We start from the raw sequence: 15,734 nt of genomic DNA, 5'->3' as shown, positions 1-15,734 counted from the left end.
TTTTTAATTTAGGCTGTAAGAACGTATTAATTTTCAGTTGGAGGCTTTGGGAGACAATCAGGACAAATTTTTCCATAAAACTCATAAAAATTCTTAATAAACTGAATCATCAAATGCCGGACAGCCTTTAACCGCTGCAAACGTGCTATTAAATATTGATCCAAGAATGTACATAGCTCTGTAAAGCCTCTTTGATGAAAATTTTGAAGGGGAAGCTGGCGAAGTTCTTGAAGAATTTCTTGAAATCGAGAAATATAAGCACACACTTTTGGATTGTAATTTATGAAGAAATATTGTAAACTATAATGAATGAAATCTAACCCGTACAGTTTTGCTTTTGTTTTCAATTTCGATTGGGATGGCGGTATTTCTCGAATATCCATTTCATTAGAAAAAAATCTAAGCGATTCAGAGATAACTCCTGCGGAAAAATGTGTTAAATCTTGTAAAATTTTTTGGGTTAATATTCTACGAGTGTAAAAATAAGCTAAAATCTTGGAATGGGAAGGTTTTTGTTTGATAAAGAAAATTTCATCTTCAATCATGATATTAATTAATTTATTTTCTATCGCAACACTCTCGGGAGCAAAATCAATAGGAACTAAAGTGAAGGCTTCCCGCTTCAAAAATTCATTATCGGAATTCAAAATCTTTTGAATTAATTGTTTATAACCGTTAAGGCGGTTGTCACTTTGTTTTATTCGGAGAAACATGATTTCCTTTATTCTCATCCACAAAAGAGCGCTACCAGGGGTCTTTTTTTTCATAAGAACTTGTAATGGCACTAAATATGCTTCCAAACTGGCCAGTATCAGCTGGAATTTGGTTCCTGAAAGAAAACTAGAGTAATCTAAAGAAAAATCCTGTATTTTCAAGATATAGGCAGAACTATTTTTTCCACTAATGGTCTGTTTGGTAACCATATCATTGTCAAGCATAATTTGGAGCATCAATGAGACATTGCTTTGTGAATATCCGGTTAAACTCATGATTTGCTTTTGAGTCAATTGAGGATGTATCATCAAATAAAAGAAAATAACATTCAATTTGGGACGCAATCCCATTAAATCACCACATAGGTGATAAAATTGAGCAATTTCCTTTTCAAATTCTCGAATTTTACCTTGAAAGGGAGTAAATTGGGTTTTGAGATTGTGGATTGATCCCATCAATGTAAAAAAAACAACACTTCTTATATAGTTTCAGATTTCATGGTGAATAATTCCAACATACTGTTATCTATTTGATTCTTGTAAACTATTAAAGATCGGATATATTAGTTTTTATTAGCCTTATATAACCATATAAATATTTATTTGGGAATCTGATTGATTTTGGCAGATTTTTTTTTGTTTATAGCTCTGATTCAGAATATCACAAATTTTGAGATATCAGCAGACTTACCATAAAATCTGAAAGTTTAAATTCCCGAAAACTAATAAATTAGTATCCTTAAATTTTGGGAAGGGTTTCGGTGAAAAATCATGTATTACTATTTTGATGAAAATATAAAATCCAATGCGCGATATGTCCATTCAAAAGGGAGTAAAAAAAAGAAAAAAGCAGTGAATAACTTCCCAATTGAATCAGCAATTGCGCCCGTGAAAAATAATCTCCCATACCCAGTTTCTATGACGTAAGGGACATTTTTTTATTATAATTAACTAATTTTATCCCACTAACCCCGACTGCATAAAATTCTTTCTTTTAGGACAAGCCAACTATTGGGAAAAAATATACAAACACTTTTCATTGAATTGAGTAAGATGAGAAGATAGTAGGTTCGATTTAAGAAAAATATATTAGGATAGAATAAAAAAGGTAAGGAGTAACAAAGAAAATATTAAATTCAGATTTCAAAGAACATATAGGAATAGAAAAAAGATGAAAGTGTTAGTAACTGGAGCAAATGGGTTCATCGGAGCAAATTTAGTTCATGAATTGATCAAAGACGGAACAGATGTTAGAGTCACCACTCGAAAAGGAAGTGATACTCGAAATTTAGATAATCTAGATGTTGAGAAAGTCTATTGTGATATCCGTGATAAGGAATCTGTGAAGGCCGCGTTGAAAGGATGTGATACACTGTATCATACAGCAGCATATTTTGCCCATTGGTCTCCAAACACACATTTATTTTATGATATCAATGTGGAAGGTACCCGAATTCTTTTCGAAGAAGCTCTTGCCCAAGGGTTACAAAAAGTAGTTTATACAAGTACATCAAATTCAATTGGATCACACGGTGTAGGAAACTATGTTAATGAAACAGCAGAGTTCAATGGCTGGGAATCAGGGGATCATTATGCAATTTCAAAGTACCTTGCAGAGATAGAAGCCCAGAAAATCTGTAAAAAAGGACTTCCCTTAGTAATAGTAAATCCAACGTTGGTTATTGGAGTAAGAGATAGAAAACCAACACCATCAGGAGCACTCATTGTAGATATCGCAAATAGAAACATGCCCGGATATATTGAAGGGGCTATTAATGTCATCGATGTGGAAGATGTCGCGCGGGGTCAAATTCAAGCAGCAAAAAAAGGGAAAATTGGAGAACGTTATCTCTTTGGAAATGAAAACTTATTTGTGGGTGAATTTTTCCAATTAATAGCGGATATTGCGGGAGTTAAACCTCCAAAATTGAAGATCCCTTATCGAGTGGCATTATTGTTAGGACATTTATTTCAAGTAGGTAGCCGAATTTCCAAGAAACCTCCTGTGGTATCAGTATCGCAAGTAAAGTTAGGAAAGATGGGCGAACATTTTGATTGTTCTAAGGCAGTAAGTGAATTAGGATTAAAACAGACGCCAATTAAGACAACGATTGAGAAAGCAATTAAATGGTACAGAGAAAATGGATATATTAAGTAATGGTTTTTTCCAATTTTTTATATAAAAAACACTACTGGAAAAGGAAAAATTTAGCTAAAATGGCGGAAATCAATCCATTTTAACACTTGTTTTTTGTAATCAACATAAGCTTCTTGATATTGTGAAATTAAATGGTTTTCTTCAAAGTGTGCAAGATAGCCATAAAACCCATAGATAAAAAGATAATAAATTATCCCTACAACTGAAAAACTGAACACAGTTATCCCAAAATAAAAAAGCAAGGCACTTAAATACATAGGATGACGGGAATAGCGAAATGGCCCCCAATCCACTACCACCGGAGGAGAGCGAACTTCATAATACATTATAACCATGCTCTTTTTGGCAATTATAATTCCAATGATAAATAACGGCAGACTAATGACTAAACGATAATACCACTTCATTTCAAGATTCAAGCCAACATCAATTTTTAAATATAATAGATCAAGGCTAACAAAAATCAAAAAGGAAAAAAATAAGATCACTTGTTTTAAATCGCACCTTGATACCGTCTTCCCTAAGTCTTTCCGGTTATTTTTAGGAACTTGGTGGGATTCTTGGTTCATTTTCTCACTTCCTAGGTTTATATAATAAGTGATTACTATTATCATGATTCATTTCAAGAGAAAATAAGTTGCTCTTCTCAATTAAGCTCATCCCATCTTCTTTTTTGATATGATGGATGTCAACGGATAACACACCATCGTTTCGTAAAACTTGGTGTATCTCAGCTAAAATCTTATTAATATTTTTAAACATATGAATACAATCAAACAAAAGTGCCACATTAATGGAATTATCGGGAATTGGGAGTTCACAATCAGTTTGATAGAATTCTATGTTAGTAAGTACCATATTAGATGCCTTCTTGCATATTTTTTCGCCTGCAAGTGGATGGATATCTGCAGCAATGACCTTTCCTTGCTCACCTATAAATGATGCAATAGGAATTGTAAATATTCCAGGACCACAGGCATAATCAAGGACATAATCATCTTTTTTTATTTGAGATTCGCGTATTCGTTTTTCTATAAAAGATTTTTTTTTAAACGCTGTCATAAAAAAACTCATCAGGTTGAAATTAAAATTACTCATTTGGGTGCTCATATAGTTTTATCTCCAGTTAAAGTGCATGGTTTTGAATTAAAGTCATGAATTTTGACGAAAATGAATCACAATACATAGATTCAATAGGTACAAAATTCATACTTACTCTAACTAATATAGTAATTGTTACTTCTTAAAGGGAAAAGTGCACGGGAAGAAAGTAAGTATGTGATATTATACTTATTCAAGTATTTACTGTATTTGGAAGTGGAAGTAAATGACATATCCTATGGAAAAACGTATCGAGGAAATGCAAGAAATGATCAATTTAATCCCAAAAATGCAAAATGCAGTCAAAAATGGATTATCTAATCATTTTCTTGGTCTTCATAATCACGATTCTAATCATGTAGAAGCAGAACTCCAATCCTTGCGAAAAGCTATTGAAATATTAGATTCTAAGTATGTTTTGGACATTATATTCATTCTGAGCCGCGAAGAAGAAAAATTGTATTTTAATGAAATAAAACAAATGTTATCTTACGTAAACGTCGGGACACTGTCTAAACGATTGAAATCTTTAGAGAAAGATAAAATTATCAATCGAACTGTTTTTCCAAATCAGAGACCGATTCGGGTAAGTTACAACCTAACCAAATTGGGACACGGTATCTTTCGCCTTTTACTCCCCCTTTTAGTATATGTAACATATTTTGATGAATTCCAAAACCAATCTTTAGAAGATTCTTGATATTTAACAGCTAAGATTGAACAATACTTCATGGAAACTTTAGCATTTGTGTTTGGATTTCAATTCATTTAATGCAAGCACCACGCTTGGATAAAAATTCGGAGGAACATGGTGGAAAACGGATAAAGATATTAATAGGTCTAATCATGCTAGCTCTAATCACATTAATTATGCTTATTAGCATACATGCTTTCATATAAATAGAGGAATAGCATTTTAACCTACTCGATTACCTCCATTCTATGATATTAAAGCCATTTTTTTCCAGAATCTCTTTTTATAGTTTCTTCAATGAGTCATTTCTTTATCATTTTCAGGCTTTTTCAACTTTCGCTAGCTTAGACGTGATTTGATTTTTGGAGATATCAATAACTGCGTAATGTCCATACTTTGCTTCACCAGGATTTATCATAAGAGTATCTCCTAATGATTCAATACTTTTTGATTCATGAATATGCCCTGCGATGAAAACCTCAGGAAAATAGTTTTCAATGATATCCCGAACAGATTTTGAACCAACATGCACTAGTTGATGAGTTAAATCTAAGGTGGTATTAAAGGGAGGATTATGCACAAATAAAATTGTACAAATGGAAGCATTTTTACGAAGGTATGTGGTTTCTGAAAACAGATTTGTCAATTGATCCCGTAATTCATCTTCGGTAAAAGTGATATAGTTTGGACCAGGCCCACTTGGAAATCCTGGAATGGGGGTTGCACCTCCGAAACCGAGAAGAAGAAGAGATTTAATATCAGAATTTTCTACTTCAGGAGAAAACATCGAAATCTTATTATGCATTTGAAAGAAATTTTCTGGAATATAGGAAGGAGATTCCATTAGGTCTGGATGATCATGATTTCCTGGAATAAAGAATACGGGTAGGGGTGCTGGGAACAATGCTGCGAGTTTTGTAAAAACTTTAATAATCAATCGTTCACTTCGGGCACCCATTGTAATATCTCCCGCCAGTAAAACACAATCACATGATTGAATAACTTCAATGGGGATTTTTGGAACACGATTTGATAGATCACTAAGAAGGAGAATCTTCATACCCCTCTATCAACGTAGAAGTAAAAAAAGAAATTGGTTAGTACACAGGGTTCCCAAAAGGAACACGTTCAAAATCAATCAAATCAGGATATTTATCCTTCAATGCCTTCATCTCCATAACTAACTTAACTGATTCACTTGCATCTGTCGAATCCAACCATAGAGTGCGAAGGTTGTTGTATTTTTCTTGAATTTTTTCTTTTTCTGACATAAATAACACCTAGATACTATAAGGAGACCAAACTTAAATTAATGACACCCGTGTTTTTTATTTGAATTCTTTAAAAATTATTTGATCAAAATTTGATTTCAAACAACATGTTTTGATAAAATAGATGAAAAAAGGGAAAAATTAGAGAAATTAAATTGATCACTCAAGTGATTTTCTAATTTTGGACACAATATCTTGGAACGCTTTGGATGAAGCAGATTCTGGATCTTTTAAAGTGAAAGGTAATCCGTCATCTCCCCCTTGTCGAATGCCTTGTTCAATAGGGATGCTACCTAAGAAAGGAACCTTGAGTTCTTGGGCTGCTTTTTCTCCACCACCACTACCGAAGAGATCATAAGTATGGGTTTTATGACAATCGGGACATTCAACACTAAAACCAGACATGTTCTCCACAATCCCAACTACATTACGTTTCATCCCTTTAGCCATCATTACGGTTTTACGGGAATCTAATGTAGCAACATCTTGGGGAGTTGTCACGATTACCACATCTCCTTCGGTTAATTGCATGATGTCTAAAGTTTCATCACTGGTGCCTGGAGGAAGATCAGAAACTAAGTAATCCATTGAACCCCACTTCCCTTCGGCAAGAAATTGACGAATTGCCTTCATTTTCATAGGACCACGCCAAATAACAGGAGTATCGGGAGTTTCAAGTAAAAATGCCATAGACATGACTTTTATATTCAACGGGCCATTAATTGGGAGAAAAAGATTTTCACCTGGTAGAACTTCGGGACGTTGCCCTTCTAAATTTAACATTTTAGCGATATTTGGCCCAGTTATATCAACATCTAAAATCCCTACATTTAATCCTTGCGAAGCAAGTGCGATTGCGAGGTTTGCAGCGACAGTTGATTTTCCAACTCCACCTTTACCACTACAAACGATTATTTTGTGTTTGATTCCCGCCATGGTTTTCTTAATGGCATCCATTTCTATTTGTTGAGCAGTTTTTTGGGGTTTACCCATCACTCTGTCAATATCTTCTTGCGATACTTCTACTTTTCCATCGGTCATGTTAATCACTTGAATATTGATTCATATAAAACATCTTTGAAATTAAAATTGGTGATTACTTTTTGAAGGAAATTCATGAATTTCGTTTATGAATTTACAGAACCGATAAATGGGAAGAAATACCCTCGATTTATTTTGGAATAAAAGTTCCAAAACAAGAAATAAATAAAAATAAAAGGCCAAAAATCCGTGTTTTACATAGGAACCAAGAATTTTCTAAATTAGGAGTATTGAAATCTGGGGAGAAATGAATGAAAACCGAGATCCTATTGAAAATTTTTGTATCCCACCCCAAAAAATATACTAAAAATTGTATTTGATAAAACATGGCAGATTTACTTCCGATAATTGTTCTATTAATTCTCTTCGTTGGCATTATGATAGTTTTTACAAAAGATTCAATGGATTATGTAGCGTTCTCGCTCTTAGCCGCATTCATCGCTGTCGTGCTGATTGTAATACTTTATCCATCTTTGGGAGTAAATGATCAAGGAATTGAACCATCTAAATACATTTTTAATACATTTGTTGGATTTATCGAATTTGAACCGATTTTGTTTCTTATCTCGATGCAGGTCATTATAATGATTTGTGAAAAGCACAAAATCTTCCAATGGGTGGCACTGAAAGTACTCCATATCACTAAGGGCAACCATCGTTTGTTTTTCTATTCATTATGCATTATTAGTTCATTATCCGCAGCAATTATTGCCGATATTACTGTAGCAATTATTTTTATTCCCTTAGTAGTCAGAGCTTGTAAAATTTTGAAGATTGATGCTACCCCTTACTTATTTGCAATCAGTTTTACCATCAATATTGGGAGCTTGTATACTCCTTTTTCATCTTCCGAAAATATTTTAATCGCAGGAGTATTTGGCTTGGATTTTAAATGGTTTCTTACCAGATTTACCGCCTATGTCTTTTTAGTCTTACCTCTCACTCTTTTTATATTAGATATTGTTTTTCTCCGCAAGATAACCCCTCCCGTAGAAGAACGTAAACGAATATTATTGGAAATCATGGATCCAGATATAGTTATAGTCGATCGCCGAGAATTTATTCTTAATTCGATCTATTTTATCAGTATTATTATTGGTTTTGTTGTGTTCCCAAATGCTTGGGCAGTGGCTGTGTTCGGTGCGATTGTTATGAGCTTATTAAATCATAGTCTTATCACTGACTTAATTGCCAAAATTGATTGGAAGATCATATTCTTTTTCATATCCTTATTTTTAATAATTGGATGTATGCAAATCTCAGGTCTATTTATCGTGGTTGGACAATGGACAGGAAATATCTTGTCGGAGAATGAATTACTGGCAGGGATTACAGTTCTATTATTAATAAGTGTGCTATCAGGATTTTTAGCACAAGTGCCCACAGCCGTTGTTTTTATTGCACTCTTACAAAATATCTATGGAACAACTCCCGGAGCGGTTCCTGATCTAATTTTGATGGGATTCCTCTTTGGAATAAATCTTGGATCAAATTTCCTCCCGCAAGGAGCAGCATGTGATCTGATGGCATTAAATTTGGCAGAGAAAAATAATATCACCGGATTTAATTATAAGACACTGCTAAAGAATGGTTCTATGATTACCATCTTTCATATTTTGAATAGTATAATGTATATGACAATTTTTGCTTTAATTACAGGTGTTTTATAAAAAAATTTTCGAAACACCCATAAAATCCTTTTTTAAGAAAACTTAAGGGACTGTTTCCACATAAAGAGATAATAACACTTAATGATAAACTAGGGGATTGTGCAACGTGACAGATTATTTTTCCATTATTATAACACTCGTACTATTTGTGGCTGTGATGATTATTTTCAGCCAAGATAAGATGGATTATGTCGCCTATTCCATGGGAGCAGCTTTAATTGCCAGTGTGATAACGGCATTACGCTTTGATACATCCTTAGAAGACTTCGTTTCTACAATTGAAGTTACTCCCTTGATATTTATTCTCTCTATGCAAATTATGGTAATGATAGCGGAGCAATATAAAATATTTCAATGGGTCGCTGTCAAAACTTTGCATATAACCAAGGGAAATCATCGTGCTTTCTTCTATCTTATTTGTATTATTGGAACGATTACAGCAGCGATTATTGCTGATGTAACTGTGGCAATCATATTTGTTCCTTTAGTAATCCGAGCCTGTCGAATTCTAAATATTAGACCTGCACCATATCTTTTTGGAATTACAATAACCATCAACATCGGATCAATAATCACTCCCTTTTCCTCTTCAGAAAATATATTGATTTCATCAGGTTTCAGCCTTGGGGCAGATTGGTTCATGGGAAACATGATTATTTTTGTGGTGATAGCTTTAGCTGCAACACTTATTTTGTTGGATTTATTAATGCTGAAAAAACAAGCCCCACCAGAAGAAGCGAGAAAAAAAATATTACTGGAGATTATGGATCCAAGCCTTGTTATTATTAACAAAAAGCAATTTATTCTAAATTCAATTTATTTTACACTTGTCATTCTTGGATTTATTTTTGTGTCCGATTATTCATATTTGATTGCTCTATTAGGAGCAATTGTGATGAGTCTTTTAAATAAGAAATCTATAACGGATTCAATGGCTAAAATTGATTGGAAAGTCATTTTCTTTTTCATTTCACTATTTCTCCTAATTGGTAATATGGATATTAACGGCACTTTTGATATTATCGGAAATTTACTCTCAAAAGTCCCCACAGATAATGAAATATTAATGGCTCTTGGAGTTTTAATGATCACTTCTCTGATGTCTGGTTTTTTAGCAAATAGTCCAACAGCAATTGTAGGAATTACCCTACTTTCCGATTTATATTCTGGAACACCACCGAATATTGTTCTAATTGCCTTCCTATTAGGAATAAATTTAGGAGGTAATATTCTTCCACAAGGCGCCGCGTGCGATATAATGACTTTAAATATTGCAACCGAGCAAAAGGTTGAAGGTTTCACCTATAAAACACTGCTGAAAAAAGGAGGCACCTTTGCTCTAATTCATATCGGAATGTGCATTATTTACCTTGTAGCTTATGGTTTGATCGTTTCTTAACAGCCATCATAAATATATTTTTAACCAAGCAACCGTAGGATCGATGAATTGCTGTAACAGATCTTTATCGTAATGATGCTCAGCGTTTTCCACAACTTGGAATTGATGTTTTTCATCATGAGGCATTTTGTTAAAGGCTTCTTGGCTCCATTCCCAGCGCACGTACATATCACTTTTACCATGCACAATTAATGTGGGAATAACGAATTTTTGTAAAACATTATCAGATGTGCCTCTAATTGATTCTTGTAAAAATGTTCCATCAACCAAAACATCACCAAAATTAGCTCCATCTTTTGCAGGAGATTTCATGAATTTAGCCAGAATTTTATAGAAAAATACTTTAAATTTACCTTTGGATCGAGTAGGGTAAAATGCGGGAGACCAAAAAACAGCCACTTTCCTTTCTGGAAGTTGAGCATGGATGGATGCATTGCCACCTAGAGAATATGCAACAGTTCCGATTCTGGTATAGCCCTGATTTTTGGCCCATGCATATATATCTTCTACATCCATAACAAAATTCGAGATACGTAAAGGTTCTCGGATATTTTCACCATGGCCAGAGAGATCAAAAGAAAGAACTTCATAACCTTCTTGGAGTAACGCTTTGGCCAATTTAGTAAACCGACCTAACTCAAATCCTTCAGCATTAAAGCCCATATTTTCTTTATCCCCACAGTAACCATGAATCAGAATTGCAAGAGGTTTTGAGGAAGATGATTCTGGAGAAGAAAAGTAATGTATTGAGTGCAGTTCATACCCTCGTCTATTTTCAATTTGAAAGCGTTTTTCCATAGGTACTGTAATTGCTATGAGCTTAAAAAAACTTACCACCCAAAATTCTAAATAGTAATGGCTCATTACTATTTTGCAATGAAACATCGCAAGATGGGGCCCCTAGATTGGAAAGTATCCGCATTGGGTTTTGGATGTATGCGCTTTCCAATGAAAAAAGAAGGAGATTCTGAAGTAATTGATGAAGAAGAAGCCATTAAAATGGTCCGATATGGTATTGATCAAGGGATCAATTATATTGACACAGCTTGGAACTATCACGGTGAACAAAGTGAAATAATTGTTGGGAAAGCTTTGAAGGACGGATATCGAGAGAAAATCAAATTGGTAACTAAATGTCCTGTCTGGTTAGTTGAAAAATCCGAAGATTTCGATGAGTTTTTAGATAAACAATTAAAGAAATTAGACACTCCATACCTAGATATTTATTTGTTTCACGCGTTGGGAAAAAATTTATTTGAAAAAGTAAAAACCTTGAAACTAGTTGAACGCATGGAAAAAGCGAAGGAGAATGGTCTTATCAAACATATTGGTTTTTCTTTTCATGATGACTTCGAAGTTTTTAAGGAAATAATTGATTTCCATCCCTGGGAAATGGCTCAAATTCAATTCAACTATGTAGATCATGATACTCAAGCAACAATGAAAGGATTGCGATATGCTGCAAATAAAGGTATTGCTGTGGTCATTATGGAACCTATCAAAGGAGGTGCTTTAGTAAAAACAACACCTGAAATATCAGAATTGTTGGCAGATTCACCAGTTAAACGGACACTCGCAGATTGGGCACTCCAGTATGTATGGAATTTTCCAGAAGTTGCCACTTTACTGTCGGGAATGAGTTCTATGGAACAAGTACAAGAAAATATTGAAAGTGCCAAAAATTCGGGCATAAATAAATTATCTGATAGAGAGCTCCAATTAATTACAAAACTCGCATCGCGTTTTAAACAAAAATCTCTTGTGCCATGTACATTTTGCAAGTATTGTCTTCCTTGCCCCTCAGGAGTAGCAATTCCAACCACTTTTCGGATTTTAAATGATTATTTCTGGGATGGGGCAAAAGATACCGCCTATAATACGTATGCAGAGTTGTGTAAAGAAAAAGATGACTTGTTACAAGATCCAGGTAATGGTGATGCGTCACTTTGTATACAATGTGGCCAGTGTCTTGATAAATGTCCCCAAGCTATTGACATTCCAACCAACTTAGAGAAAGTCCATGCGGTTCTGACAGGAATCAAAGAAATTTCCGAAGTCTTTAATCTACAAGTTCGAGGACCAAAATTCATTGAAAAACCCGCATTTACAGTTGTCGGAATGGCAATGACGGGTGAAATAGGTAAAATGAATAATCTTGGACTTTGGGAAGAATTCAATAAATTAGATTGGAAGATTAAGCATCCAGTAACTGGATACTCATGGGGAATTGCCTTTCCGATTCAAAACTCCCCTGAACAAGAATATTTAGCTTGTACTGAGGTCTCAAAAGTGGAGGACATACCAGATAATATGATTGTGCGAAAAATTCATGGTCAAAAATGGGCCAAATTTACTCATATTGGACCTATAGCCAAATTTGGTGATACAATGACCTATATTTTTGAAAAATGGTTGAAGGAAAATGGTAAGTATACGATTATCACTTCTTTACCAATTTTAGAATATTATGATGGACGATTCCACCCCACATCTCAAAACTCTGAATTTGATGTCTATATCCCAATTATATAGAATCATTATTTTTTATCTTATGAGCAATATCAACGCTAATTCATATTTTCCTTATCTCCACAGTACCAATGGATTAAAATTATAAGTGGATTTGATAGATTAACTTCTCGAGATGAAAATCAATGAATTGAATTAAACTAATAATTTTTTAGATTTTCATTTTAAAACGTTTTTCCATCGTCATGTAGATGTTATGAGATTAAAAAACTTGCAACTCTAAAGATCTGACAAAATTGTGTTTTTTACATGAGTAGTTTTTACAATTGATTCGAACAAAATTTAGGAAAGAGATTACTTAATTCCATGACATGAAGGGAAAGGAATTCTTTAAAAAAAACCAACAATTCATCCATAATCTAACACCTTTTCTTTTGTTTGGAATATTTTTTATAGGAACTTTCGTGTTTTGGGTATTTGATGTAAAGCAAGATCAAACCAAGTTAAAAAATGAGACAGAATTACTATCAAACTTTATGAGATCGAAGATTGAAGATGATATCTCTCAAAGAATTGAATTAATTGAAATTTTTGCGAATGATTGGGTGAACATCCAAAGAACTGAAAATTTAAACTCTTCAACAAGATTTTACTTGAAGGTTCCGTATTATTTTGAATTTTTTCCAGGTTATCTGGCTATAAACTGGATAAATACTTCAGGAGTCATTTCATGGGTATACCCAGAAGAAAATAATCAAGGAGCAGTAAATAAGTCTGTTGTAAAGTTGCTTTCAGGAGCAGAAAACATTGCATTTTCAAAAGCACGGGACGATGGACTCGTTGGAATGACAAATGTTACAACTTTGTTTCAAGGAGGAATGGGTTTGGTCACATATCATCCTTTGATCTACGTTAACACCACTACTAAAGTGACCGAAATTGTAGGATATTTCAACGTTGTTTTTCAAATCAATCCTTTAATTGAAGAATTAATTAAACAGACTCCAATTCTTCAAGATTTTTCCTTTGAATTGCAAGAATTCAACTCTTCAGTATACCACTATCAGGAAGATTTTGATCTAAAAAGTGATTATTGTTCAACAAAACAGATTCACTTTTATGGTAGAGTCTGGGAATTTCATCTATCACCAAATAGTAGTTCTATTTCGAATACAGGATATTTTGCTAAATGGCATTATATTGTAATTAGTCTGTTTTCTTCCATTATTATCTTTCTCTTCGCTCGCTCATTAGTAAAAAAAACTGAATTGATTGAAAAAACTTTCCTAGAAAAAAGTGAAGTGGAAACTCAATTATTCCAAGCTCAAAAGATGGAAGCTTTAGGTACTTTAGCAGGGGGAGTTGCTCATGATTTTAACAATATTCTCATGGGATTACAAGGAAATTTGTTTCTATTGAAGGAAGATGTTCTAGATATAATATCAGATTCCGATAAACAGAAAGAATATTCCGAAAATTTTGCGGATATCGAAGAATTAACGCAACGTGCCCAGGAAATGACGTCAAATATATTGACTTTCTCCCGTCAGACAGATTTCGAGAAAGAAGCCATTGAAATCAAAAACCTTCTCAAAAAAACCATCAAAATTTTTTCCAAAACCATTGACAAACGCATTCATATTAATTCCAATTGGAATGAAACACCTGTTTATATCCTAGGAAATCAAACAAAATTACACCAAATAATTACAAATATTTTAGTGAACTCTCGAGATGCCTTGATTGAAGGGGGCAATATCCAAGTATCGATTTCTGAACAACCTAAACATAATACAACTATTTCCAAATCAAACCACTTTTATGATAAAGAGCGGGAATTACTTATTTCTATCAAAGATGATGGAGTAGGGATGGATGAAGAAACCCTAAAACATATTTTTGATCCTTTTTTTACAACAAAAAAAATAGGGAAGGGTACCGGTTTAGGTTTATCGATTGTGTATCGTAATGTTCTTTCTATGGACGGATTCATATCGGTGGAGAGCCAACCAGGGGAAGGATTAGAAACGAAGATATTTTTCCCGATTTATCTAACTAACCTAAACGTCGAAAAGCAAGAAGTGGATACTGGTAATAAGAAAAGTTTTAAGATTTTTAGCAAGCAGAAAATTTTAATTGCTGAAGATGAGAAAGCGATATCAACTTCAATTAGGAAATATCTGCAGAAGTTAAATTTACAAGTAAAACACTTTACATCTGGAGAAGATACTCTATCCCATTATATAGCAAATGCAGATCAATATCCGGTTGTAATCCTTGATGTGAATTTACCTGATTTAAATGGAATTGAAATTTATAATGGGATTCGGACAGTCAACAAGAAACAGGACATTATATTTATTACGGGATATTCGCAAGATAAAATACCAGATCTAATTTCTCCGACTGTTACATGGCTCCAAAAACCCTTTAAACTCGAGGATTTAGTAAAATTACTAAAACAAAAACTTCGTAATTTAAAGTAAGGCCACAAAAATGTAGTTTTAGATAAGAAAGAGTAATAGATGGGAATGAACATTAAGTGGGAACAAAGAATTAATCTATTGGAAAGAAATCACGTGCAATCCCCAATAAAATGTGTTTGGAATGATAAAAATAGCAATAAATCGAGTTTTGTCGTCTTTAAAAAGAGCCAAAAGTTTTTTATTGAATCCCCACCAAATAACATTACTGTTGATTTTTACCTAGATTAACCACTAGTGCAAAATCAAAGATAATCTATTCAAGTTCATAGATACGAATTCAATCGGCTTGTTTAAAAGACAAGTTTGTTGGAACTACTTAATTTCAAGTGATTTGTACCACAGAATTAGATTATAAATATTTAACTGAGATTATTTTTCTCTCAAAGGCAATTACAAGGCGGAGATGGAGTATTAGAATTATAACTGTAAATGTCCCAGAAACTTATCTGAAAGCCATTGAAAAATTGACAAAGGGAGGATTATATCCAAGTAGATCAGAATTAATCCGATGTGCTGTTCGTGAATTTTTAATAGAAGAATTGGAATCAGCGAAAGATTGGAAGAATTATCAGCCAATTCCCATGATAGATAAACAACCATCAATGCCAAATGACTTTATTTCGTTTTATCACAAGTTAAAACACTAATAATGCTTTTCTTTTGGAATCATTTTTAGAAAATGTGGGAAACATTCCAATCACCCATTTTCTAATCCGTTTTAGAATAAGAGTT

General features: G+C 33.6%; 15 protein-coding genes. 8 read left to right on the top strand and 7 right to left on the bottom strand.

Annotation, left to right across the window (positions count from 1 at the left end; genetic code table 11):
* Positions 1-26: 26 nt before the first annotated feature.
* Positions 27-1,169, bottom strand: a complete 1,143-nt coding sequence (locus tag NEF87_RS16430; protein ID WP_457916687.1) for a hypothetical protein — start codon at positions 1,167-1,169, stop codon at positions 27-29.
* 315 nt (positions 1,170-1,484) lie between these two features.
* On the opposite strand from NEF87_RS16430, the gene NEF87_RS16425 reads away from it, so the two are divergent.
* Together NEF87_RS16425 and NEF87_RS16420 are read left to right on the top strand one after the other, a co-directional pair.
* On the top strand, positions 1,485-1,640 hold the full coding sequence (locus NEF87_RS16425) for a hypothetical protein (protein WP_457916686.1): 156 nt from the start codon (positions 1,485-1,487) through the stop codon (positions 1,638-1,640).
* Between the two features lie 244 nt (positions 1,641-1,884).
* Positions 1,885-2,871, top strand: a complete 987-nt coding sequence (locus NEF87_RS16420) for an NAD-dependent epimerase/dehydratase family protein (protein ID WP_457916685.1) — start codon at positions 1,885-1,887, stop codon at positions 2,869-2,871.
* 50 nt (positions 2,872-2,921) lie between these two features.
* On the opposite strand, the gene NEF87_RS16415 is transcribed toward NEF87_RS16420, so the two are convergent.
* Together NEF87_RS16415 and NEF87_RS16410 are read right to left on the bottom strand one after the other, a co-directional pair.
* Positions 2,922-3,440, bottom strand: a complete 519-nt coding sequence (locus NEF87_RS16415; RefSeq protein ID WP_457916684.1) for a methyltransferase family protein — start codon at positions 3,438-3,440, stop codon at positions 2,922-2,924.
* A 4-nt stretch (positions 3,441-3,444) separates the two neighbouring features.
* Positions 3,445-3,981, bottom strand: coding sequence for a class I SAM-dependent methyltransferase (locus tag NEF87_RS16410; protein ID WP_457916683.1), 537 nt, complete (start codon positions 3,979-3,981; stop codon positions 3,445-3,447).
* Positions 3,982-4,198: 217 nt separating this feature from the next.
* Between NEF87_RS16410 and NEF87_RS16405 the strand changes: the two genes are divergently transcribed.
* Entirely contained in the window at positions 4,199-4,672 is a 474-nt protein-coding gene (locus tag NEF87_RS16405; protein WP_457916682.1) for a winged helix-turn-helix transcriptional regulator, read from the top strand.
* A 313-nt stretch (positions 4,673-4,985) separates the two neighbouring features.
* Here the strand turns inward: NEF87_RS16405 and NEF87_RS16400 are convergent, their stop codons facing one another.
* The 3 genes from NEF87_RS16400 to NEF87_RS16390 form a co-directional block, all read right to left on the bottom strand.
* A complete protein-coding gene (locus tag NEF87_RS16400) occupies positions 4,986-5,726 on the bottom strand; it encodes a metallophosphoesterase family protein (RefSeq protein ID WP_457916681.1) in 741 nt (246 codons plus the stop codon).
* Positions 5,727-5,763: 37 nt separating this feature from the next.
* Complete coding sequence (locus NEF87_RS16395) at positions 5,764-5,937, bottom strand: hypothetical protein (RefSeq protein WP_371802487.1); 174 nt, start codon at positions 5,935-5,937, stop codon at positions 5,764-5,766.
* 159 nt (positions 5,938-6,096) lie between these two features.
* Positions 6,097-6,978, bottom strand: coding sequence for an Mrp/NBP35 family ATP-binding protein (locus NEF87_RS16390; RefSeq protein WP_371802486.1), 882 nt, complete (start codon positions 6,976-6,978; stop codon positions 6,097-6,099).
* A 326-nt stretch (positions 6,979-7,304) separates the two neighbouring features.
* Between NEF87_RS16390 and NEF87_RS16385 the strand changes: the two genes are divergently transcribed.
* Together NEF87_RS16385 and NEF87_RS16380 are read left to right on the top strand one after the other, a co-directional pair.
* Positions 7,305-8,648 carry an ArsB/NhaD family transporter gene (locus tag NEF87_RS16385; protein WP_371802485.1) on the top strand — a complete coding sequence of 448 codons (1,344 nt, stop codon included), beginning with the start codon at positions 7,305-7,307 and terminating at the stop codon, positions 8,646-8,648.
* Positions 8,649-8,754: 106 nt separating this feature from the next.
* A complete protein-coding gene (locus tag NEF87_RS16380; RefSeq protein WP_457916680.1) occupies positions 8,755-10,047 on the top strand; it encodes an SLC13 family permease in 1,293 nt (430 codons plus the stop codon).
* A 6-nt stretch (positions 10,048-10,053) separates the two neighbouring features.
* Here the strand turns inward: NEF87_RS16380 and NEF87_RS16375 are convergent, their stop codons facing one another.
* Positions 10,054-10,845: an alpha/beta hydrolase gene (locus NEF87_RS16375; RefSeq protein WP_457916679.1), complete on the bottom strand. Its 792-nt coding sequence runs from the start codon at positions 10,843-10,845 to the stop codon at positions 10,054-10,056.
* A gap of 57 nt (positions 10,846-10,902) precedes the next feature.
* Here NEF87_RS16375 and NEF87_RS16370 point away from each other — a divergent pair, with 57 nt between their 5' ends.
* From NEF87_RS16370 to NEF87_RS16360, 3 genes are all read left to right on the top strand, one after another.
* Positions 10,903-12,579, top strand: coding sequence for an aldo/keto reductase (locus tag NEF87_RS16370; protein ID WP_457916678.1), 1,677 nt, complete (start codon positions 10,903-10,905; stop codon positions 12,577-12,579).
* 308 nt (positions 12,580-12,887) lie between these two features.
* Positions 12,888-15,002, top strand: coding sequence for an ATP-binding protein (locus tag NEF87_RS16365; protein ID WP_457916677.1), 2,115 nt, complete (start codon positions 12,888-12,890; stop codon positions 15,000-15,002).
* A 326-nt stretch (positions 15,003-15,328) separates the two neighbouring features.
* Complete coding sequence (locus NEF87_RS16360) at positions 15,329-15,649, top strand: ribbon-helix-helix domain-containing protein (protein ID WP_457916676.1); 321 nt, start codon at positions 15,329-15,331, stop codon at positions 15,647-15,649.
* The last annotated feature ends 85 nt before the right edge of the window (positions 15,650-15,734 follow it).

The organism is Candidatus Lokiarchaeum ossiferum, assembly GCA_025839675.1.
In the GTDB taxonomy this organism is placed as follows: Archaea; Asgardarchaeota; Lokiarchaeia; order Sigyniarchaeales; family Promethearchaeaceae; genus Lokiarchaeum; species Lokiarchaeum ossiferum.
This window is presented reverse-complemented; position numbering and strand designations above follow the sequence as displayed.

Coding starts and splice junctions, on each gene's coding strand:
- NEF87_RS16425 (WP_457916686.1), top strand. CDS start 1,485: ATGTATTACTATTTTGATGAAAATATAAAATCCAATGCGCGATATGTC.
- NEF87_RS16415 (WP_457916684.1), bottom strand. CDS start 3,440: ATGAACCAAGAATCCCACCAAGTTCCTAAAAATAACCGGAAAGACTTA.
- NEF87_RS16410 (WP_457916683.1), bottom strand. CDS start 3,981: ATGAGCACCCAAATGAGTAATTTTAATTTCAACCTGATGAGTTTTTTT.
- NEF87_RS16420 (WP_457916685.1), top strand. CDS start 1,885: ATGAAAGTGTTAGTAACTGGAGCAAATGGGTTCATCGGAGCAAATTTA.
- NEF87_RS16375 (WP_457916679.1), bottom strand. CDS start 10,845: ATGGAAAAACGCTTTCAAATTGAAAATAGACGAGGGTATGAACTGCAC.
- NEF87_RS16430 (WP_457916687.1), bottom strand. CDS start 1,169: ATGGGATCAATCCACAATCTCAAAACCCAATTTACTCCCTTTCAAGGT.
- NEF87_RS16395 (WP_371802487.1), bottom strand. CDS start 5,937: ATGTCAGAAAAAGAAAAAATTCAAGAAAAATACAACAACCTTCGCACT.
- NEF87_RS16370 (WP_457916678.1), top strand. CDS start 10,903: ATGGCTCATTACTATTTTGCAATGAAACATCGCAAGATGGGGCCCCTA.
- NEF87_RS16390 (WP_371802486.1), bottom strand. CDS start 6,978: ATGACCGATGGAAAAGTAGAAGTATCGCAAGAAGATATTGACAGAGTG.
- NEF87_RS16405 (WP_457916682.1), top strand. CDS start 4,199: ATGACATATCCTATGGAAAAACGTATCGAGGAAATGCAAGAAATGATC.
- NEF87_RS16385 (WP_371802485.1), top strand. CDS start 7,305: ATGGCAGATTTACTTCCGATAATTGTTCTATTAATTCTCTTCGTTGGC.
- NEF87_RS16365 (WP_457916677.1), top strand. CDS start 12,888: ATGAAGGGAAAGGAATTCTTTAAAAAAAACCAACAATTCATCCATAAT.
- NEF87_RS16400 (WP_457916681.1), bottom strand. CDS start 5,726: ATGAAGATTCTCCTTCTTAGTGATCTATCAAATCGTGTTCCAAAAATC.